Source organism: Chryseobacterium sp. T16E-39 (genome assembly GCF_002216065.1).
In the GTDB taxonomy this organism is placed as follows: Bacteria; Bacteroidota; Bacteroidia; order Flavobacteriales; family Weeksellaceae; genus Chryseobacterium.
This window is the reverse complement of sequence record NZ_CP022282.1, coordinates 1,819,032-1,841,415: the sequence shown is the minus strand read 5'-3', so window position 1 is coordinate 1,841,415 and position 22,384 is coordinate 1,819,032. Positions and strand designations below refer to the sequence as shown.

Genomic DNA, 22,384 nt, shown 5'->3' with positions numbered 1-22,384 from the left:
TTTGTTGCCTACTTTGACGTACGGTGTTCGGCGGGTCCGTTTTCTGTTTTCATAATAATCAATCCTGAATATTACTATAGTCTAAAGTACTGAAAATAAACAAATAAGGAAATCCGATATTGGTTGAAATTATTCTGATAATCAGTACTTGTTACTTGAAAATTTTCTGAATAACGTTTCCGATTTCTATAAAGTCCCTGTGATTTCCAACAGATCTCTTTTCAGAATCGTTTTTATCATATTCTGAAAAAGGGAAAATGAGGAGATAATTGTTCTCTTTTAAATTCCGGTTGAGGAGTTCAGGCATTAACCGCATTTGTGGAATGTAGGAAACCATACCTCTTTTTGCCATGAATACAATAAGAGCTTCATCATTTTTTAGCTGAGCTGCTGTTTTTTCTCCGTCACGCCATGTACTCATGATAATAAACTCAGCTTCAATATTGGCTTTTTTGATGATTCTTTGTAAGATGTCAATGATATTTTCAGGGGCATAAAACGTCATTGTTGCTCCTGAATTTCTGGCCATGTTCCACACGCGTAAAAGAGCATGGAAAAAACCGGCTTCTTTATCTGAATTTTCAGGAATCATTACTGCATATTTCTTAATGGTGGAAATGGGCTGTGCAGCATGATATACTAAGACATTCACGTCGTCATTCTGTAAATATCCATTGTAAAGGTTATAAACAAAAGAGGGGGAAAATCCTTTTTCATCTTCAAGTCCAATGATAAGATCAGTTATGTTCTGTTCCTTGATAACATTGCTTACGCCATTTACCACATCGTTGTCATATCTTTTAAGGGGCTGTAATTGAACATCAGCCGCCGCCGCAGTATCAGTGGCCTGATGGAGTAATTTTTCAGCATTTTTTACAGAAGATTCGTTTTTATCCTCATTGATTACATTGAGAGCGAAAAAGTTCTCAATATTAGACTGTGCCTTTATCAGAATGCCCAGATTGACCATTCTTTCCACTGTTTCCTGATGGTTGATTGCCAGAAGCAGGTTCTCTTCTTCATGACTGTTTCCTGATACGGTATCTTCATTATCGGTTTCTGCAATTTTCTGAGCACTGGACATGGATACAAATGAGGAGATGGTACATGAAATTAGAATAAGCAATATACTTCCATTCAGTACATGTTCATTAAGTAGCCTTACCGGCTCCCCTGTTTCTGTCTCTGATACAATAATATTATAACCGACCATTACTGAAGCTAGGGTAGCCGCTGCAGAAGCAGAACTTAAACCAAAAATAAGCTTCCCTTCCTCTTTGGAAAGACGAAAAGTTTTTTGGGTCATTACTGCCGACAGGTATTTTCCACCGATAGAAGCTACCAGCATGATGGCCGCTACTTCAAGGGTTTCCATACTTTTAAAAAATACTTTGAAATCAATCAGCATTCCTACACTGATCAAAAAGAAAGGGATAAATATGGCGTTTCCTACAAATTCTACCCTGTTCATCAGTGAAGAAGTGTGCGGAATAAGTCTATTCAATGCAAGTCCGGCAAAGAAAGCTCCTATGATGGCCTCCATTCCTGCAAGTTCAGCTAAAAGTGCTGCCAGATAGATCATCACGAGTACAAAAATATATTGTGAGATTTTATCCTCCACTTTTTTAAAGAACCACCTTCCGATAATGGGAAATATCAACAGGACGATGAGGCTGAAAATAATAAATGAAACCGAAAGTTTGACCCAGAATTCCGGTCCGACATCACCCTGGGACATTCCTACAATGATAGCAAGAACCAATAAAGCCAGCACATCGGTAATCATAGTTCCTCCAACAGTAATGTTTACAGCCAGATTTTTAGCAATTCCCAGCTTGCTGACCAAAGGGTAAGCAATAAGAGTGTGGGAAGAAAAAAGACTGGCAAAAAGAATAGAGGTAAGTAATGAAAAATGCAGAAGATAATAAGCGCCAATAAAACCTAATATAAAAGGGACGGTAAATGTATAAATACCAAATATGAGGCTTTTCCATTTGTTCTTCTTAAAATCACCCATATCTATTTCCAGCCCTGCTAAAAACATAATATAAAGTAATCCTGTTGTTCCTGTGACCACAATGCTGCTGTCTCTGGCTAGAAGGTTGAATCCGTTGGGGCCGATGACAGCACCTGCAATAATAAGTCCTAATAAATGGGGAACTTTAATTTTGTTAAGCAGAAGCGGAGCAGCAAGAATGATGATTAAAACCAATAAGAATTTTAATACAGGATCCTCAATTGGGAAACTTAGGTTGTGTATGCTCAGTAAAATCATAAATGTGTTTTATTTGGACGAACGTGTTAATTCAACAGAGAATTTTGCAGTACAATTATTGTCTGTCATCACTGTCCTGGTACCTCTGATTTTGGTATCAGAAATATCGTTAAGCAGAATATTCATATCTACTTTCTTTTTGGCTGTAGAATCTGTTTTGAAATTTAATTTAATTTCATTGTTCTCAAACCTTCCCGAATATAATCTTATAAGATTGCTGTTGCTTATTATTTTAGTGACCAGCTGGATAGAATCACTATCGAACTCCCAAGTGTCGTTTCGTTGATCGCCGACAACATAATCGCTGCAATTGGATTCGATACAAATGACCTTGCCATTCCATGATCCGGAAATTTCTGTTGGCCATTTCATTATTTGGATAGAATCTTTCTTTGAGAATATGCTGTCTCTCATTTTAATCAAAGCCTGATATTCAGATTCTTTATGGGCAAAGAGCTTTTCCTTTTCAAGAAGCTGTTGTTCTCTTTCAAGCAGCTTTTTTTCCTTTTGACGATTGTCACAGCTCAGCAAAAGGAATGGGGAAATAAATAAAATCAGCAAGGTGTTTTTTAGCATACGATCGGAATTGATCTAAACAAGATAGGCAAAAAAAAACAAAAAAGAGGCATGAAATGGAGAAATAGAAGCTTGCTCCGCCATAAATAACTTGAATTCAGGTTACAGTATCTTCGATGTAAATACGATCAAAAGCCGGTATGAGAACGTTTGATGCCTACGGTCGATTATTTGCTTAATCTATTGTTTTTTAAACATGGCGGGATTGTAATTGATCGTGAAAACTCCCAGAATGATCAGTACGGCCGCAAGGATAAATTTAACTGAAATACTTTCGCCAAGAATCAACCAGCTTAAGAAAATGGAGATAATTGTATTGATATAGGCCAGAATAGAAACCTGGACTGGTGAGATTTTTGTCAGAGCGTAATGATAAGCGAAAAAGGCAGCTACAGAACCAAAAACAGCGAGGTAAAGCATCGCTGAAATACTCCTGAAGCTCCAATTTTCAAAGTTGTAATCTTCAGAAAATAAAAAGGCAAAAATGATCTGAACAATTCCGGCGAAGGCAAACTGGTATAAGAGGTTCAATGTTATATTTCCACTTTGTATATTCAGCTTTTTGGTGAAAATGGTCCCCGACGCCCAACCTGCGATGGCAACAAGAAGAAAAATAATTCCCATAGCATAATCCGGATTTGCTAAATCTTTTATCCCATCCCAAAATATAAAAAGGACCCCACCGAAAGACATTAAAATTCCTATGACAGCCCTAATACTAAATTTTTGTATCCCAACCGCTACACTCCCAAGAAAAACCAAAATAGGAGAGCAGGCGCTGATAAGTGAAGCCAGGCTGCTGGTCACTGTTTCCTCTGCCACGGTAGTCATTCCGTTGGCTATGATCAGCATAAGCGAAGAGAAAACAATCTGATATTTCAGATTTTTCCATCCGATCCATTGCAGTTCTTTTCTGTATAAAAGAATGACAAGCATGATCAAAGCTGCAAGAGATTGCCTAATTCCGGCTACAAACCATGCCGGAATAGTTTGTACTGCTACCCGAATCGATAAAAAAGTCGTTCCCCAGACAATAGCAACTGTGAGAATAGCGAAAGTAAGTTTATAATCTTTCAAAATGTAAGTGAAATACTATGCAAATATATCTTATTTAAGTATAATTTTAGGTTTAATTTCTTGTCATTTAATATTGTTCAGAAAATCATTCGCGGAGAACTGATATACCAATACTAAAAACAATTCTTGTGATTGATCATTCCTTTATATGTATTTATGGTTATCACTTTATATGATTTTGTTGTGGTAAAAAAGAGACGATTTTAAAAAACAGATTTTAATTTTTATCTTTGAAAATCTAATATATTGAAGATGGTAGGAATTATTATGGGAAGTCAAAGTGACTTGCCAATTATGGAACAAGCTGCAAATTTTTTGAAAACGCTGGAAATCCCTTACGAACTTACGGTGGTATCAGCACACAGAACACCGGAAAGGATGTTTGATTATGCAAAAACAGCAAAAGAAAGAGGGTTGAAAGTTATTATTGCAGGAGCTGGAGGAGCTGCTCATCTTCCCGGGATGGTTGCAAGTTGTACAACACTTCCTGTAATCGGAGTTCCTATTCTGTCCAGTAATTCAATTGACGGATGGGATTCTGTACTATCAATTCTTCAGATGCCGGGAGGAATTCCTGTTGCTACAGTAGCTTTAAACGGAGCTTTAAATGCCGGAATTCTTGCTGCTAAAATATTAGGAAGCGGAAATGAGCAGATTGCGGAAAAACTGCAGACATATCAGGATTCTTTAAAAGATAAAGTATTAGGAACTGTTGATGACATTAAAGCACAACATCCTAATCAATACGATAGATAAAGAGATAAAGAAATCATCATAAAAAAAGCCTCACTATTTTACGTGAGGCTTTTATTTTATTTTTTAATAAACTTAAACGATTGAGATTTATCTTTCGTTGTAATGACTAAGATGTAATTTCCTTTAGTTAAAGAGCTTACATCGATCTTTTCTTCATGTAACAGATTCTGGAGAACGATTCTTCCGCTTATGTCAAAAATCTTATAATTATTGTTTCCTTTCAGATTCTTAATGTTAATAAAATCAGTCGCCGGATTGGGGTAAATACTGATTTCGTTATGAGCCAATACCTCTGATGAGGACAGGAAAGATTGACATTCCCCATTGTAGGTGTCTCCGGTAATCGTCCACATCTTATTATTGATAAGATTATTTCTCGCACTTACTGAAGAAGGATGTGAATATACCAATGGTGATGTGTTCCCCAGATTAATATTATTAGGAGTGGATCCATTTATATTCCATTCATAAAGGGTGCTGTCATAATTTTGGCAATTTAAACCGGAATTTAAAAGCATATTCTGAGCAGAAACCAGTGAATGCAAATTCCAAGATCCTAAGTTTTGATTAAAATCAGTCGCTCCATTGAACATATTATTCATGTTGGTTACAAGGCCTACATTCCAGCTTCCAAGATTCTGATTAAAATTCTTGGCATCTTTAAACATATTATACGTCCAGATTACTTTACTTACATCCCAGTTTCCAATGTTCTGGTTAAATTGTGTGGCTCCATTAAACATATCATTAACGTAGAGTACTTTACTTAAATTCCAGTTTCCAATGTTTTGATTAAAATTCGATGCGCCTGCAAACATCCCTTCCATTATAGTGGCGCTTGAAGTATCCCAGTTACTGATGTCCTGATTGAATGCCTTTGCCTGATTAAACATGCGGTCCATTTCAACCACCTTAGAGGTATTCCAGTTTCCAATGGGTTGATTAAACTTCTCGGCATTAGAAAACATAAACTCACAGTCTATCGCACTTGAAAGATCCCAGTTTCCGATAGGCTGATTAAATTCCTTAGCCCCGCTAAACATGGCAGTCATATAAACGACTTTAGAAGTATTCCAATGTGCTAAAGGCTGATTAAATTGTTTTGCGGCTGTAAATGTTATTCCCATCATGTTAACGTTTGAGGTGTCCCAACTCCCGACTGGTTGATTGAAAACAAAACAGCCCGAAAATGTTCCTAGCAGATTTTCTACATGAGAAGTATCCCAATTATCAAAAGTAGAATTTCCGATTAAAGTAAAATTACTTGCGAACATATTAGACATATCAGTAACAGCAGAAAGGTCAGGGCTATCAGTTGCTGTTACATCGAAATCTCTGCATAGCTGAAATGCCTGTCCCATAGAGGACCAGTGAATGTTTCCCCATTGTTCAAGTTTTACTATTTTATGAACATCTCCTACAAGGCCATCTCCATTCGTAAACATATCCCAGTTTGAAAATCTCATTCTATGGAAGCTTCCGTTACCATTGCTTATTTTAAGACGGTATGTTGCATCTGCCGGATTAGGATTCATGGGTGTTCCGAGATCTACAAGAACCTGATGCGTAGAATTAAGATTGGTGAGAGTGGCATGGTTTGTTGGAAAACCAATTTCTTCCCAATAGATCTGAAAGTTTGTTCCTACCGCAGGGACCCAAATTTGTTGATCCGTTGAAGCAACAGGTATCCCGGAGTAAGCAGTTGAATATCGTGGAAGGCTTGGCTTCCATACGGTGATAAATTCATTTTGAGCATTTCCGAAATGAAAAAAGAAAAGAAAAAAAATGAATGGTATTAGTTTTTTGTACATATTAAAAATTAATTTTTAATGAATTTTATGGCTTGGGTTTTATCTTTTGAAGTGATTTGTAAAATATAATTTCCTTTTGTTAAAGAGCTTACATCGATTTTTTCATTATTTAATAAATTCTGAATCACAATTCTTCCTGCGGTGTCCAATACTTTGTAATGGCCCGGAGCTTTTACATTTTTAATATAAATAAAGTCTGTGGCAGGATTTGGATAAATACTGATCCCGTTTGTGCCGGTAAGGACAGGATCAGATGTAGCCAATAAAGCGCATTCTGTATTGTAAGTATCTCCAGTAATCGTCCATCCTTTATTATTGATTAAGTTGTTTCGGGCATTAGAAGCCTGGAGGGTGGAATACACAAGAGGAGATGTATTACCCAGATTAATATTATTAGGTGTAGCTGCATTTAGGCTCCAGCCTTGAAGGATTTTATTATAGTTCTGACAGTTTATACCAGAATTTAAAAATATATTTTGAGCAGATAATAAGGAGCCGAGATTCCATAGCTCCAGATTTTGGTTGAAACTTGTAGCATGATTAAACATATTGTTTAAGAATTTAGCATTACCAGTATTCCAACCTCCGATATTCTGATTAAAGCTTGTTGCATTTTGGAACATTTGATTCATATTTGTTACATTGCTTACGTTCCAGTTCCCTATGTTCTGGTTGAATGGCACTGCACCATTAAACATTTCTGTCATGAGTGTAACACTGCCGGTATTCCAGCTTCCGATATTCTGATTAAAGCTTGTTGCATTTTGGAACATTTGATTCATATTTGTTACATTGCTTACATTCCAGTTTCCTATATTCTGATTGAATACCACTGCACCATTAAACATTTCAGGCATGAGTGTAACACTGCCAGTATTCCAACCTCCGATATTCTGGTTAAAGTTTGCTGTATTTTTGAACATCTGGCTCATATTTATTACATGACTTACATTCCAGTTCCCTATATTTTGATTGAATGCACTCGCGCCATTAAACATGGCCATCATGAGCAGTGTCTTACTTGTATTCCAATTTCCAATGTTCTGATTAAAACTTGTCGCATCCTGAAACATTTCCCGCATATCGATTACATTGCCTACATTCCAGTTTCCTATACTCTGATTGAATGCTACTGCGCCATTAAACATTCCTGACATAACTGTAATATTGCCGGTGTCCCAATTTCCAATCTCCTGATTAAAGCTTGTAGCATTACTGAACATGTGGTCTGTCTCAACTAATTTGGAAATATTCCAGCTTCCAATAGGCTGATTAAACGCATGGGCATCTGAGAACATAAACTCAGTACTTTTATTTTCAGAGAGATCCCAGCTTCCAATAGGCTGATTAAATGCTTCAGCACTGTTAAACATGGCCACCATCTGTATTACCTTGGAAGTATTCCAATTTCCAATTGGCTGATTGAAAACTGTTGCTGAAAAAAAAGTATAGGCCATATTCGTTACATTAGAAGTATTCCAATTTCCCAGAGGTTGATTGAATAATGAGCAGGCCATGAAAACACCTTCCATATCGATTATGTTAGAAACATTCCAGTTGTTAATGGCGGGATTTGCAATTAGGCCGGAACAGTTAAAAAACATATATTTCATATTGTCGACATTAGATAAATCAGGAGTATCAGTAGCTGTTATATCCATTGAACTGCATCCTGCAAAAGCTCGCTCCATTGATGACCACATATTTGTTCCCCATTGTTCTACATTAATTATTTTTTTTGTGTCTCCAACCACTATACCATTAGTAAGTACACTTGAAAATTGTACTCTATGAAAACTTCCGTTTCCGTTGCTTATTTTTACGCGATAAGTAGCATTTTGGGGAATGGGGTTTATTGGAGTTCCAAAATCTATTAAAGTTTGTAATGTAGCGGTTACATTTGTTATTGTAGCGTTGTGAGAAGGATAGCCTACTTCTTCCCAATATACAGTGTAATTATCTCCTTGCACCGGAAGCCATATCTGGTGATCAGATGAACCGGATGGAACTCCCGACGGGATAGGGGCTTGGGTATTTGAAGGTTTCCAGATCGTAATAAATTCGTTTTGAGCACTTACAATCTGAAATAAAAAAATGAAAAGGAGAAACGGTAAAAATCTCTTATGCATATCAATATTTTGTGAAATAAAGATAATAAAAATAATAAACCCTCCAAATGTTTGAAGAGTTTATTGTTATAATTGATTTATTTTATTCTTTTTGTAATTTTATCAAAAAGATCTGAAAATCTCCTGAATTTGACGGGTAGGATATTAGTCCTGAAGCATATTGTCTCTTGTATTCTTCTGAACTGAAATGGCTCCAAAAAGGGCTAATAAAAATGCAAAAGCATAAAACCCTTTTTCACTTGGAAGAATAGTGGCATTCCAAAGACCTATTGCCAGTAATACAATAGATGATAAAGTGGCAAACCAACAAATTCCATAGTAGATATCAGTCACCGGAATATTTTCTAATTTATCACGAACCGCTTTTTGTAAAGAAACTACTGCAAATAGCCCATATAAAAGGATTGTAAAATAATATCCTTTTTCATTAAGTAGCATTTCAGCTCTTGCAAGTCCAACGATATAGCCAATCATTCCTGCTCCCAGTGCAATCCAAGATGCTGCGACAAATGCATTTGATACTCTTTGTTTTTTCATTAATTATAATGTTTTTGTTTAATCAGGAGCCAAATATATACTTTTTTTTATTAGAATTGAACACCTATATTGTGATGCCTCAAGAATTGTCTTAGCCCCGATAGTAGCGGTTACCCCGCAGCAAAAGGGTGAGGCAGGGAGCGAGGAGTATGAGCGGATAGCGGGAAATAGCTCCTGAAAACAAAAAACTCTCCTATTCGGAGAGCTTTTTAAGTTTATTGTGTAATATATTCGTAATTGTATTGTACGTAGTTCTGCCCATTGGATTGTTTGCCGATAACCTGTACAGGTAAATGATCACTATTATACTGTATGCTGTATGTATTCGTCTGATTTTGAATCCAGGTACCATTATTATTATCCTTATAGCTTATTTTTTCTGTCGTATAATTGTTTTTACTTATAGTATAAGCTCCTTCCATCATAATTTTGATGTATTTATTGATATTTGTATAAGGGTTTAATTGATCGTCGTAAGAAAATTCCTTTTTATTAGAGTAACTTATTGTTCCTCCCATCAGATAAGTTTCCACAGAGATGTTGTCTCCGTTATATGTATAGGAAGAGATACTCGGATGGGAACAGTCTTCTGATTGACAAAGGGTAGAAGATGCGAGTTTACCATTTGCGTTATAGGTATACGTGCTGCTTCTGTTAAAATTTGGATTGGAATAGATTGCTTTGATATTAACCAACTGCTCTCCGTTATAGGCAAAAGAAGTATAGTATTCTAATGTATGATCAGCATTATAGTAATTTACTTTTACGGGTTTCCCGTTATTGTATTCAAAAATGGAAACTCTTCCATCAGATAGTGTTTTTACCAACTCTCCCTGGGCATTATATTCGAGCGTTGATACAGTAGTTTCTGGCTGGGCAGGATTATCATAGTAAATTGTAGTGATCTTGCTTAATAATACTCTTTTTTCGGAAGGATCATTGGCATTATCATTATCACTGCTGCAACTATTAAAAATGGTAGCTGTGCCTATCAGTCCCAGAAATAAATACTTTTTCATTCTTTTTTTTGCTGGCAAAAGTAAAGAATACTTATCTGCTTTAAAAATATTGGCCATAAAAAATCCCACTATTTTGAATAATGGGATTTTATATAGATTAAATGTATGTCTTAGTATCTGTAATATTCCGGTTTGAATGGTCCTTTTACATCTACACCAATATATTCAGCCTGTTCAGGAGAAAGAGTTTCTAACTCAACGCTTAATTTTTTAAGGTGTAAAGCAGCTACTTTTTCATCCAAATGTTTTGGCAACATATACACTTCGTTTCCATAAGCTGCAGAATTATTCCATAATTCGATTTGAGCTAAAGTCTGGTTAGAGAAAGAATTTGACATTACAAAACTTGGGTGTCCAGTTGCACAACCAAGATTTACCAATCTACCTTCTGCAAGGATAATTACCTCTTTTCCTCCTTCTAAAGTATAGATGTCCACCTGTGGCTTAACTTCAGATTTTGTAGAACCGTAGTTTTCGTTTAACCAAGCCATATCGATTTCGTTATCGAAGTGACCGATATTGCAAACTACCGCTTTATCTTTCATTTTAAGGAAATGCTCTCCTCTTACAATGTTGAAGTTACCTGTCGTAGTAATGATAATATCTGCGTTATCTACAACAGTATCTAATCTTTTTACTTCGTAACCGTCCATTGCAGCCTGTAAAGCACAAATTGGATCAATTTCAGTAACTGTAACAATAGAACCAGCTCCTCTGAAAGAAGCTGCAGTACCTTTACCTACGTCTCCGTAACCACAAACGACCACTCTTTTTCCAGCCAACATAAGGTCTGTAGCTCTTCTTACAGCATCTACTGCAGATTCTTTACAACCATATTTGTTGTCAAATTTAGATTTAGTAACAGAGTCGTTAACGTTGATCGCCGGCATTACCAAAGTTCCGTTTTTCATTCTTTCGTACAATCTGTGTACTCCAGTTGTTGTTTCTTCAGAAAGTCCTTTGATATCTTTTGTGAACTGAGGATATTTATCAAATACCATATTCGTAAGATCACCACCGTCATCAAGAATCATATTCAATGGCTTTCTATCTTCACCAAAGAATAAAGTCTGCTCGATACACCAGTCAAAATCTTCTTCGTTTAGCCCTTTCCATGCATAAACAGGAATTCCTGCAGCAGCAATAGCAGCAGCAGCATGATCTTGTGTAGAGAAAATATTACAAGAAGACCAGGTAACTTCAGCACCTAAAGCGACTAAGGTCTCGATAAGCACAGCTGTCTGGATAGTCATGTGAAGACATCCTGCAATTCTTGCTCCTTTTAGGGGTTGAGATGGTCCGTATTCTTCACGGATAGACATCAAACCAGGCATCTCTGCCTCAGCAAGCGTAATTTCTTTTCTTCCCCATTCTGCTAGAGAAATATCCTTAACTTTATAAGGAATGTATTGTGTTGTAGTACTCATATGTTAATGAATAAGTTTAAATTCAATTGATAATGAAGTGCAAAATTACAATTAATAATTAAGATATAAAAACGACGCATCAAGTTCAGTTAATGAGATTATACATGGTTTTAAATTATTTGGATTTAATCTAAATAACCTATTTTTGCCTCAATAAATTTTATACTATGAATCATACAAATACAGAGGACGGGGCTCAGAAGAAAGCAAAACCTGTTGCGCCAAAGGTAAAAGAACTGATTGCAAATACGAAGAGTGTAATTTTAGCAACTGTAGATGCTGAAGGGAATCCCAATTCAAGCTATGCACCTTTTGTTCAGGTAGAAAATACATTCTATATTCTGGTGTCTTTTATGGCAAAACATACAAAAAATCTGGCTGACGAAAGAAAGGTTTCAATGATGTTTATTGAAGATGAATCCACTACAAAGCAGATCTATGCACGTGAACGTTTAACCATCGAAGCAACTCCTTCACAGATTGAAAGAGACTCTGAAACCTGGAATAATGTAGTTGCCGGCTTAAAGGAAACTCACGGAAAAGTAGTTGATGTTATTTCTAAAATGAAGGATTTTATTCTTATTGCTTTACATCCAACTAAAGGGTCTTATGTTAACGGATTTGGAAGTGCTTATTTTGTAGACGAAAACTTAGAAATTCTTGAACACCGTAATGATATGAACCACCAGTCAAAATAACTAAGATATGAAGCAGGAAGCAGGGAGATAGAAGCTTATAATGGTAGAGGATAGTTTTTTTTTCAGGAAATCGATTCTTTACAATCATGACTTCAAAAGCAATTTTAAAGGCTGTAATTAACTTCCGTCTCCCTGCTTCCATCTTCTCATATTACATTTCTATTAAATTTCTTTTTAGTACTTTTATCCAATAAAAAACAATGCCCCTTTACCGAGATTTTTCAGATGATACAGCTACCATTCTTGTATGGAAATATGATGAGAGCGAGGAATTACGCATTGAGGACCTTTTGGAACCTGAAAATGCGGAAAAGGTAAAAGATTATCATCCTAAAAAGCTGCTGGAAGTTCTGATGGTTCGGAAGCTGTTAAAAGGCTTGAAACCAAATTCTAAAATTCTGTATAACGAAAGAGAGCCATTCCTTTCTCCTAAAGATGCGGAAATTTCCATTACTCATTCTTTTCCCTTTGCCTCCATTGCTATTTCAAAGAATAAAATTGGAATTGATATTGAAAAGTTCAACCCCAAAATAATGCGGGTGATTGATAAATTCACCTATGAAAATGAAAGAGGATTTATACCGGAAGATATTGCCAGTACATATTATACGATTATCTGGAGTGTAAAAGAAAGCATGTATAAAATCCACCATTCAAAATACTGGTCTCTGAAAAAGAACTATGAGGTAAAACCTTTCGAGCTGAAAAACCTTCATAAGATAAGCTGTAGAGTTTATGACGATCAGTTTTCAGACGAGTTTAAGGCGAGAGTGGAATTTTTTGATGATTACTGCTTTACGATTGTGGAGGAGTAGTCGCTTCGGACTCGTTTTTATATTTTTCAATGACCTTTCTCTGTTCTTTAGCCACATCATAAATAAGTTCCAGTACATCATGAATGTTTTTCAGTTCAGTAAGATGAGATATCTTATTGGGGTCATTCACATCCGATGCTTCATTTTCTTCCAGTTCAGTTTTTCTTTTAAGCATAAGATCGTCAATAGAGGAGTCTTCCGGTTCAAGTCGGCTTTCCATTTTTAAAACTTCATTTATTTCCTCACCTTTAAGAAGGGCAGAAGTCTGTTGTAATTCTGATTCTATTTTCTTACTCCAGCTTTCAGCATCTATTTCAGGATATTTTTCGTCGTTTTTGGAATACTGGGAAAGAGATGCTGTATAGGCGGTAACAAGGTGTGAAGTTGCTACAAACTGATGTACTACCTCTAATTTTTTCTGCTGATTTTTAGGTTCAGAAATCATTCTCTGGAAATTATCAGAAAGGTTGGCAAGTGAAATGATAGCATTTTTACGTTTTACTTTATATTCTTCAAGATCAAAACCTTCCTGAAGAAATTTGGAAATGACACTCTGGAAATAGATGAGGTTACTTTCCGCAGATTTTTTCATCAGATCCAGATTCTGAGTGTGTTCCCAAACGGGAAGAACAATATAAGAGACCAAGAATGCAATAATACCTGCAATTACAGTATCTACGATCCTGTCTTTAAAGATAATATCTACCTTTCCGGGACTTAAAAAATTAAAACTCAGAAAGACATAGATCGTCATAAACAATACTGCCCAGAAGTATCTTCCTTTCAATAAACTGAAACAAAGAATCATGCTTACTAAAAGAGTACCAAATAAAATAGCGTTGATATGAATAAAATGAAGTATTATATACGCAATAGTAGCTCCTACAATGGTTCCATACAAACGAAGTCCGTTTCGCTGTTTTGTAATCGAGTAGGCCGGCTTTAGTATGGCAGTAATTGTGATTAATATCCAATAAGTATGACCAATACTTAGAAATTGGAAAAATGAAAAAAGGTAGCCAATCAATAACGCTGTTGTAATACGGATCGCATGGCGGAACTGTGAGGATGAGAACGAGATATTATTTTTTAGTACCTGGAAATTAAGTTTCTCTTCATTAGGCATAAACTTCCTTAAGTCCAGCCCGGTTGAAAGACTCTTTGCTAGTTTCACATCCTGTGAAAACACTTTGTAGATTTCATTAATTTCTTTGGTGATCTCACTGATACGCATGAGAATCTGACGCAGGATCATAAAATTTTCCAACGTTTCAGGAGTGATCTGCCTATTTCTTACTTCAAAATATTGGGTGTTTAGTTTTTTTAATTCAGCATCCAGGTTAAAGATTGGTTTTGCCCGGGTACCTACTTGTAATGAAATTCCAATATTCGTTATTTCTTCAGCAAGCAGATTAAGGTAATCATGAATATGAACCAGGATCATGCTGTCCTTAAAACTTTCCTGAAGTTTTTGGTAATCACTTTCAGAGGTCATTAATTTTTCATGAAGGTCCATCGAGTTCAGAAACATCAACATTAGTAATCTGCTGGTAGTCGTCGATTCATTGACGATCGTTCTTGTTTTAAAAACGGTTTCGCGGGTTTCTTCCTGAAGATTTTTAATTCCTATTTGCTTTGCAATGACCTGAGTGGTCAATTTATCAAAATCAGGATTCTTCTGATAATAATTAGCCTTTATTTTTAAAAACTCTGCCAGTTGAAGATAGTTTTCACCAATCATCTGGCTGGCCAGTTTATAGGGTTGTATGGTGGTGACGATGAGGAATATCAGGAGAAACCATGTACATCCGGATGCAAAAATCAGAAGACTTTTAAAAATATTATCTCCGGTAAGATGTCCGTCAATAAAGATAGCCATAACGACCAGAGATAAAGAACCTACTGCAGCCAATCTCTGCCCGTAAACACCAATTAGTGAGAAGAACATGGCAAATACAATAATTTCAAGGATGACCAGGACTTTTATATTCATGACCAGACTTGCAATGAGAGCTACAAGTACAAAACAGAAAATGGCAAAAGTTAACGCATTTCTTCTTCTAATAAATGGTCCCGGTTGATCAGTAAGTGCTACAAAGCTGGTTCCCAAAGGAAAGAGAAAATACTCTTTTAAAATTCCAAAGTGGGCGAGGACCAAACATGGTAATACCGTAGCTAGTGTAATTCTGATGGCAGAATATACATACTGACTGGTTACAAATTTTTTTAGCTCCGCCGAATAGTTCATATTACAAAAATAATTATTGGAAAACAAAAAAGCCTCATAAATATGAGACTTTTGTAAACTTAAATGTTATATTTTTTTTAATAATCAACATTAGATGTTTCATCTCCGATATTCCAGGTTAAACCGAAACGAAGTGTGTTATCCAATGCAGTATTAATTTTAGACATATTGATCAGGTAAGAAATGTCAAGTCCGAAAGAACGGTATTTCAAACCAATACCCGCTGTAGCGAATTGTCTGGCTCCCTGTTCTTCACTTTCACGGAAATAACCAGTTCTTACAGCGAAAGCATTATCATATGAATATTCTAAAGCACCACTATACATAATGCTGTTCTTATTTTTGAAAGATTTTCCGATACCGGCGATTGGTCCTACGTTAGGTACTGCATACATCGGCTGTCTTGTATTAGGATCCATTCCGATAAATTCTGAACCTGGAACAAGGATTTTAGAACCTTCTACACTCAGTCCGATCTTATTAACATCATCCAAATACATATCGTAACCAACCCCTAATCTTGCCATCGTAGGAAGATAAGATCTTGATTCTTCATTTCCTGTGTAATCCAATTTTGGACCTAAGTTCTGAATCGCAAAACCTGCATTCAATTTACCATCATATCCTCCGAAACTAGAGAATCTTGGAGAAGTATAGTACCCAGAAACGTCTACTGCAAAAGAGTTTGCCGGTTTAAGTGTAGTATCAGTGTTGAATCCTCCAGCTAAATCTGAACGAATAAATCTACCTGTTACTGCCATTGAATAAGAATCAGAAAGTTTTAGCGCATAAGCAACGTCAATGGAGAATTCATTTGGCTTGGATGTTCCCATGGAAGCTACTTCAGTACCTACCAATTGAGTTAAATCTACCTGTCCCATATTGAAGTAATAAATACTTGCTGAGATCGTAGATCTTTCATCCTGACCTAAAAATTTATGAAATGCACCATATAATAAGAATACATCATTCGTTAATTTTCCCATGTAAGGAGTGTAGTTGAGACCTACGGAAGAACTAGTTCTGCTAAAAGGATATTTTGCCGCGTTCCAGAATTGAGAAAATGCATCCGGAGAGGTAACGACACCTTGATCACCCATACCTCCAGATCTCGCATCTGGTGCAATTCTTAGAAAAGGAGCCCCGGTTAATACAGGTCCTACCTTACTCAGATCTTGCGAATAGCCTAAAAAACCAGCAGTAAAACCAATTCCTAAAAGCAGTTTAGTAGTTAAATTCATATGTTGTCTTTTATATATTATCAGTTTTTTATTAATATTGTTACTTATACTTGTTTTATTTTACTTCAAAAGTACCATTTTTTCTACAGCTGTAGCACTTCCTTTGCATTTTTCTTGATTTTGACTTTTTGCAAATATCTTAAAAATATATGTTCCCTTCCCAACAGTTGCCCCAAAATCATCTCTTCCATCCCATTCTATTGCCTGACGAGGGGTTCTAAAGCCCTGTAGGAAAGGTTCTGCAACAACAGCCTGGGATAAAGTTCTTACTAATTTTCCTGTTATGGTATAGATCTGAACATTCACATTTAGGATATCATCACAATTATGCTCAAATTGAACATAGGTTTTATTTGTAAATGGATTAGGCCAGTTGAGTGGTCTGTTGATCACTAAATGTTGATCGGCCTCATCCTTAACTTCAAAGTTTAACGTAGCAGATGTAGAATTATTGTTTATGTCCCAAACTTTAAAGGATAATTGATGCTGACCGATTGACAGATTTCTGAAAGGGTAGGTTACATTTCCTTTTTGGTAATCTGCAAGACTCGGGCTCAGACATCCGTTTCCTTCTCCGGAAGCATAGAAATCATTCAAAACAATAGTATTGATAATTTGCCCGTCCAAATATACAGTAATATCGTGACCGATACCAGAACCTGTAGAATTTATTCCTGTATCATCAGTAACACAGGCAAGCAACATTGGATTTTGGTCTGTAATTCCGCCATCAGCAAAGTTGGTATTGTTCATGTATAATTTTACTTTTGGCGGTTGGCTGTCATTAATTCCATTCGGGTTGATATCTCCGACCTGAACAGATTGGTTATTGAATACATCCATAGCCTTATTATCAGCATATCCCAGGATTCTTCCTTCACCTACTGCGTAGTTAATGTCTTTAGGTACATAGAACTCTACAGTAAAGACTCCGTTTACAGCGGTTCCTGATGCCTTTACAATAGCACTTCCTTCCTCAGTATAATTAAGAATAGGGGTTAAACCACCATCGTTGTTAAGCGTTTTTTTATTTAATCTTTTATCAAAAATATTGATGACCACTCTTCCATTGAACGTTGTATTTACAGTTCCGTTTGTATTATTAATATGTCCTTTTACTTTTACAAAATCAAGACCTCTGATTAATCCGGGTACAGGAGTTTCAATATTGTCGATCACGAGCAATCTTTTAGGTCTGCTTAGTTTCATGGCAGGATCACCAAGCAGATTTACTTTTAAGTGGTCTGTTTGAGGACCTTTTTGTTTTTTAGCATTCAAATGAGCGACTCCCAGTGTTTCAAAATCATCATTCACCAATTTGAAAATATCCTGAGTATAAAGATCTGTAAAATCACGACCGTAATCTACACCGATAGCGCGGCTTGATGTGATCATAGCTGCCGGCCCTCCCTGTTTCATTTTCAGGAAACGTTCTCCGGCAGAAAGTGTTTCAGGCTCATCCCATAAAGTAAATTCGCAGGTTATCGTAGATACGAATGGGAATCTACTGTATACATTAGAAAAATTATTCGCGTTATTGATTTCGTCCAGAGTTAGAACCCTTTCCTGAGCCCAACCACTGATTCCTCCATGTCCGAAATAGAATAGGTACATACTGTTTCCGATATCATTGGAGATGGCCTGGTTTACCTGCGGATATCTCTGTCCTCCGGCTGTACTTTGTGCCTGGAAAGCATCCAGGTATAATTTTCGTACATTATATTCTTTAAGATTTGTGGATCCCGGCTGTTCGAAAACAGTTGATAGTGTGTTGTTCATTACATCATGAAACGGACTTCCGCCATCATTGTCATCATCCACAACAAAATCAAGCTTCATACGCCATTCTCCAAAAGGTGTCGACTGGCCGGATAATGAATTGTAGTAGGCAAGGGTTTTATCCATCATTATTCCTGCTTCAGTAACATTTGCAGCTGGAAGTCTTCCCACCGGAAGATCAGGCAGATTACTTGGAACTGACGCAGAGGTCTGAGGTTTTGTCATTACGATATAATCATCCGTTACAAAAGAAGTAACAAATTCTGAAGATTGCTCACTTTGATAACTCGATACCACATTGGAGTTATTAGGAACCCTGTTTTTATAATCATACGAAGTATCTCCAAGGATGAATACGTATTTTAAACTTCCCAGTGGGGTATTTAATTTAGTGATAAAATCACGGATCGCTGTAAGGTCTCTGCTGCCGCTGCCAAATTCATTGTAGATTTTATTAGCATCTACAATCTGCACATTAAAATTATTTTTTGTCTGATGATAGTTAGCCAGCCTTTGAGCCTGCGACATCATTTCAGGAACAGTGATAATAAGGTAATCTACGTTTTGTAACCCGGATAGATTCTGATTGGCAATTCTCTCTACAAATTGTGGTGAATATGCGGCATCTGCTTTAAAAGCCACAAACTCATTGTTGAAGTTCAAGTCAGCTGTAACATATCCGAAATTAAAACTGGCACTTCCTGTAGCCTTGTTCACCCTTCTGTTGGCATTGGTAATATCTGTAACATCCCAGATTTGTTCTAATCCGGCAGTATTGTTAACACTGAATCCGTAGCTGGTATTAGTTCCGCTGGTCAGAGAGAAATCCCTGAAGTTCATTTGTGAGCCATTGTATTTCAGGTCCTCCTTATATTGAACTTCTGCATAATCAAAATAAAATGACCCGTTAGGATTGGTCGTAATATTTGGTTTATAATTAAAAGAGATTTGATTCCCATTTAAGTTCGTGATGTCTCCACTGTAAGTGAGTGGTAAGTAATCCGGATCCGTTGAACCAGATGAGTAGATCTGCGCATTTTGATTGTTGATATCAAACGAAATACTATTTCCCTGAGATTTATATCCGATTACTTTTGTCCTGTATTTTATGGCGTCTGCACCCTGGATAGGGGAGTTGAGATTAAAAGTTACTGTTTTATCCGTAGTGAATGGAGCCTCTTCTGTCCACACTCTTCCTACTTTCATGATGTTTTTCTGATCATTATTAATGACCTGGTAATTATCAAATCTTGTAATCAGTGCTGTTGCAGGAAGGTCAGCATCTATTGGCAGAACTCTTTTTCCGGCTCCTTTATCAAAATTGATATAATAATAAGAGAAGTCGTCATAGATATTCTTTACATTCTCACTTTTATCAACTCTTTCATCCGCTCTTTTGAATCCACCGCCATTTGATTTATTGTAAAGGTTATATCCGTTTGGTCCCTGTGCATAAAACAATGCATAATCCTGATCATTCCATATCCCATCATCTTCACCCACTACCTGTATTGCATTTTCCTGTAGAGCGCTGTATTTTACATCCTGATTGAATTCAGAAAGCATGATTCCTCCATTCCCATATATTCTGAAATTTTTTGGATTAACAGAAGATGGATTGATCCCGTTATCTTTTAAAAATTGAGTTGTGATCTTAAAAATCCCTGATTTATCAACCTTGATTTTGTAGAAAGCGCCACTCGACAAAGGATTGTTGCTGGTACCGACCTTAGCGGCATTCATAATTTGGTTGGATCCGCTTCCTTCGGAGATTTCAAATGATGAAAGTCGCTGGATTCTTCCTTTTACATTTTTAAACAAACCTACATTTACGCTGGCGTACTGCTCTCCTTCAGAATAATAATATGAAACATTGGTGATATCGTAGTCGGGTAGTACATTTTTACTTAATTCAAACAATTCCCTGTTGGAAACCGACTCCCAAACCAAATTAGAAACTTTTAATTGTCTTTCTCCTATTTTTTGTGTGGTTATGATAAAAATGTTATTTTGGCCATACGAAAAACCTCTGTTTTTGAAATTAGGAAGATTGATTTTTGTATCGCCAAAATCTTGAATTTTTGACCCATTCCATTCGATGTTGATTTTTTGAGCATAAAGCGTTGATACAAAAGATGATAAGAGTAAAAACGTAATTATTTGTTTCATGTTTGTTATTGAAATTGCTAAATTACAAAATAAATGAAAATTTTATAATTAAATTGCGATACAATAAAATTAATTTGTTAACGTTTTTCAAAAAAATCAAATGTTTACTTGATTTATTGAATAATTTATTTTTTCTTTGTACTTTGAAAATATTTATATCGACTATGAAAAAACTAAAGTTGTTTTCATTAATAGCATTGAGTTCTACACTTGCATTAACCAGTTGTGGTGGATCAGGTACCAACAAAGGTGGAGGTACTAAAAAATTTATCAGTAAGACGGGTTGGAAACCAAACGAAAAACAAGGTTGGTTTTTTGCAGGAAAGCAACAAAAGCAGAAAGGTTGGCCGGGGATGGTATATGTAGAAGGTGGAACTTTTACAATGGGATTAGTGAAAGATGATGTCATGCACGATTGGAATAATTCGCCTCGCAGAATGCAGGTAAGTTCTTTCTTTATCGGTGAAACAGAGATTACTAACTACGAATACCGCGAATACCTGACATGGTTGAAGTATGTATTCCCACCTAGTGATCCAAGTTTTAAGGAAATCTATAATGGTGCTTTGCCAGATACCTTATTATGGGATAACAAACTATCTAGAAATGATTACAATGAGACGTATTTCCGTTCTCCTGAGTTTGATTACTATCCGGTAGTTGGTGTTTCATGGACTCAAGCAAACAGATACTGCGAATGGTTAACAGACAGAGCAAATGAAAAAGCTTTAATGTCTGCAGGAATCATTGCTAAAGATTTGTATATCAATGAATCCAATAATCAAGGAGGAACTGCATTTAATATGGATAAATTCAAAGCGAATGATCCTGAAATGCAAGGATATATTAATGAACAAAGGATGCAGCAAAAATCTGGTTTAAAAACGACAAACCAAAGATTACTTTCTGCTAATAGAGCTCCAAACTCTGCAATGGTTCAGAAGTTCAGACTTCCTACAGAAGTTGAATGGGAATATGCAGCGCTTGGTATGGCTAAAAATAGAGAATATAACCAATACTTAGGTAAAAAACCGGAAATCGAAAGATTAAGAGGTACCAAAGGAAGAGACAGAGGAATGTTCCTTGAAAACTTCAAAATGGGTAGAGGAGATTATTCTGGTATTGCAGGTTGGAAAAATGATGGTTCTGCAAGAACTTCAGATGTTAGACAATATCCTTCAAATGACCTTGGTGTTTATGGAATGTATGGAAACGTTTCTGAATGGACTGCCGATGTGTACAGACCTATTATTGACGAAGATTTCAGTGATTTCAACTACTACAGAGGAAACATGCCTCAAGCTGTTGTAAAGAACGGAGACGGTACTTATAAAATGGTGGATGAAGGAAGTATTAAATATGATACTTTAGCTGATGGTAGATTAGTATACAAAAGCTTACCAGGGCAGTTTGAAAAACAGACTATTGCTGATTACAGAAACTACAGAGATGGTGACAGACAATCTTCTTTAGAATATTATAAAGCAGGAGATTCTACTGCAGCTTATGATATGTACAATTCTCCAAAACAGAGATTTATTGTAGATGGAAGTGGTAGAGTAATTATGCAAAAAGATACCAAAGACAGAACGTCTGCAATGTCGAATGACATCAGAGTTATCAAAGGTGGTTCTTGGCAGGATACAGCGTATTGGCTGGATCCGGGACAAAGAAGATATAAAGATCAAAACAGAGCTTTTGGATGGATTGGATTCCGTGTTGCTCAAGATGCTAGAGCAGCTGACAAAAGTAGAACTAGAAGATAATATTTATCAAAAAATAATTATAAAAAACCTTCCTAAATACAGGAAGGTTTTTTTATTTTTG

The 22,384-nt window shown here is 36.2% G+C and carries 15 protein-coding genes; 4 read left to right on the top strand and 11 right to left on the bottom strand.

The window, feature by feature from the left end:
* Positions 1-151: 151 nt before the first annotated feature.
* From CEY12_RS08300 to CEY12_RS08290, 3 genes are all read right to left on the bottom strand, one after another.
* Positions 152-2,275 carry a cation:proton antiporter gene (locus CEY12_RS08300; protein ID WP_089027252.1) on the bottom strand — a complete coding sequence of 708 codons (2,124 nt, stop codon included), beginning with the start codon at positions 2,273-2,275 and terminating at the stop codon, positions 152-154.
* Positions 2,276-2,284: 9 nt separating this feature from the next.
* Entirely contained in the window at positions 2,285-2,851 is a 567-nt protein-coding gene (locus CEY12_RS08295; RefSeq protein ID WP_172821022.1) for a hypothetical protein, read from the bottom strand.
* Between the two features lie 180 nt (positions 2,852-3,031).
* Positions 3,032-3,928, bottom strand: coding sequence for a DMT family transporter (locus CEY12_RS08290; protein ID WP_089027251.1), 897 nt, complete (start codon positions 3,926-3,928; stop codon positions 3,032-3,034).
* A 252-nt stretch (positions 3,929-4,180) separates the two neighbouring features.
* Between CEY12_RS08290 and purE the strand changes: the two genes are divergently transcribed.
* The gene (gene purE, locus CEY12_RS08285) at positions 4,181-4,684 is read left to right on the top strand and encodes a 5-(carboxyamino)imidazole ribonucleotide mutase (protein ID WP_089027250.1); all 504 of its coding nucleotides are present in this window, start codon (positions 4,181-4,183) and stop codon (positions 4,682-4,684) included.
* 56 nt (positions 4,685-4,740) lie between these two features.
* Here purE and CEY12_RS08280 read toward each other — a convergent pair whose 3' ends face one another.
* From CEY12_RS08280 to ahcY, 5 genes are all read right to left on the bottom strand, one after another.
* Positions 4,741-6,495, bottom strand: a complete 1,755-nt coding sequence (locus CEY12_RS08280; RefSeq protein ID WP_089027249.1) for a BspA family leucine-rich repeat surface protein — start codon at positions 6,493-6,495, stop codon at positions 4,741-4,743.
* A gap of 8 nt (positions 6,496-6,503) precedes the next feature.
* Complete coding sequence (locus tag CEY12_RS08275) at positions 6,504-8,624, bottom strand: BspA family leucine-rich repeat surface protein (protein WP_089027248.1); 2,121 nt, start codon at positions 8,622-8,624, stop codon at positions 6,504-6,506.
* A 144-nt stretch (positions 8,625-8,768) separates the two neighbouring features.
* Entirely contained in the window at positions 8,769-9,161 is a 393-nt protein-coding gene (yiaA, locus tag CEY12_RS08270) for an inner membrane protein YiaA (protein WP_089027247.1), read from the bottom strand.
* Positions 9,162-9,376: 215 nt separating this feature from the next.
* Positions 9,377-10,180 carry a hypothetical protein gene (locus tag CEY12_RS08265; protein ID WP_157676787.1) on the bottom strand — a complete coding sequence of 268 codons (804 nt, stop codon included), beginning with the start codon at positions 10,178-10,180 and terminating at the stop codon, positions 9,377-9,379.
* A gap of 110 nt (positions 10,181-10,290) precedes the next feature.
* A complete protein-coding gene (gene ahcY, locus CEY12_RS08260; protein WP_089027245.1) occupies positions 10,291-11,607 on the bottom strand; it encodes an adenosylhomocysteinase in 1,317 nt (438 codons plus the stop codon).
* Positions 11,608-11,774: 167 nt separating this feature from the next.
* Here ahcY and CEY12_RS08255 point away from each other — a divergent pair, with 167 nt between their 5' ends.
* Together CEY12_RS08255 and CEY12_RS08250 are read left to right on the top strand one after the other, a co-directional pair.
* The gene (locus CEY12_RS08255) at positions 11,775-12,305 is read left to right on the top strand and encodes a pyridoxamine 5'-phosphate oxidase family protein (RefSeq protein ID WP_089027244.1); all 531 of its coding nucleotides are present in this window, start codon (positions 11,775-11,777) and stop codon (positions 12,303-12,305) included.
* Positions 12,306-12,505: 200 nt separating this feature from the next.
* Positions 12,506-13,120 carry a 4'-phosphopantetheinyl transferase family protein gene (locus CEY12_RS08250; RefSeq protein ID WP_089027243.1) on the top strand — a complete coding sequence of 205 codons (615 nt, stop codon included), beginning with the start codon at positions 12,506-12,508 and terminating at the stop codon, positions 13,118-13,120.
* Here CEY12_RS08250 and CEY12_RS08245 read toward each other — a convergent pair.
* From CEY12_RS08245 to porU, 3 genes are all read right to left on the bottom strand, one after another.
* Positions 13,101-15,368, bottom strand: a complete 2,268-nt coding sequence (locus CEY12_RS08245) for an FUSC family protein (protein ID WP_089027242.1) — start codon at positions 15,366-15,368, stop codon at positions 13,101-13,103. The genes CEY12_RS08250 and CEY12_RS08245 overlap by 20 nt on opposite strands.
* Before the next feature lie 77 nt (positions 15,369-15,445).
* Entirely contained in the window at positions 15,446-16,609 is a 1,164-nt protein-coding gene (porV, locus tag CEY12_RS08240) for a type IX secretion system outer membrane channel protein PorV (protein WP_089027241.1), read from the bottom strand.
* A 60-nt stretch (positions 16,610-16,669) separates the two neighbouring features.
* On the bottom strand, positions 16,670-20,557 hold the full coding sequence (gene porU, locus CEY12_RS08235) for a type IX secretion system sortase PorU (RefSeq protein ID WP_089027240.1): 3,888 nt from the start codon (positions 20,555-20,557) through the stop codon (positions 16,670-16,672).
* 164 nt (positions 20,558-20,721) lie between these two features.
* On the opposite strand from porU, the gene gldJ reads away from it, so the two are divergent.
* Positions 20,722-22,323 carry a gliding motility lipoprotein GldJ gene (gldJ, locus tag CEY12_RS08230; RefSeq protein ID WP_089027239.1) on the top strand — a complete coding sequence of 534 codons (1,602 nt, stop codon included), beginning with the start codon at positions 20,722-20,724 and terminating at the stop codon, positions 22,321-22,323.
* The last annotated feature ends 61 nt before the right edge of the window (positions 22,324-22,384 follow it).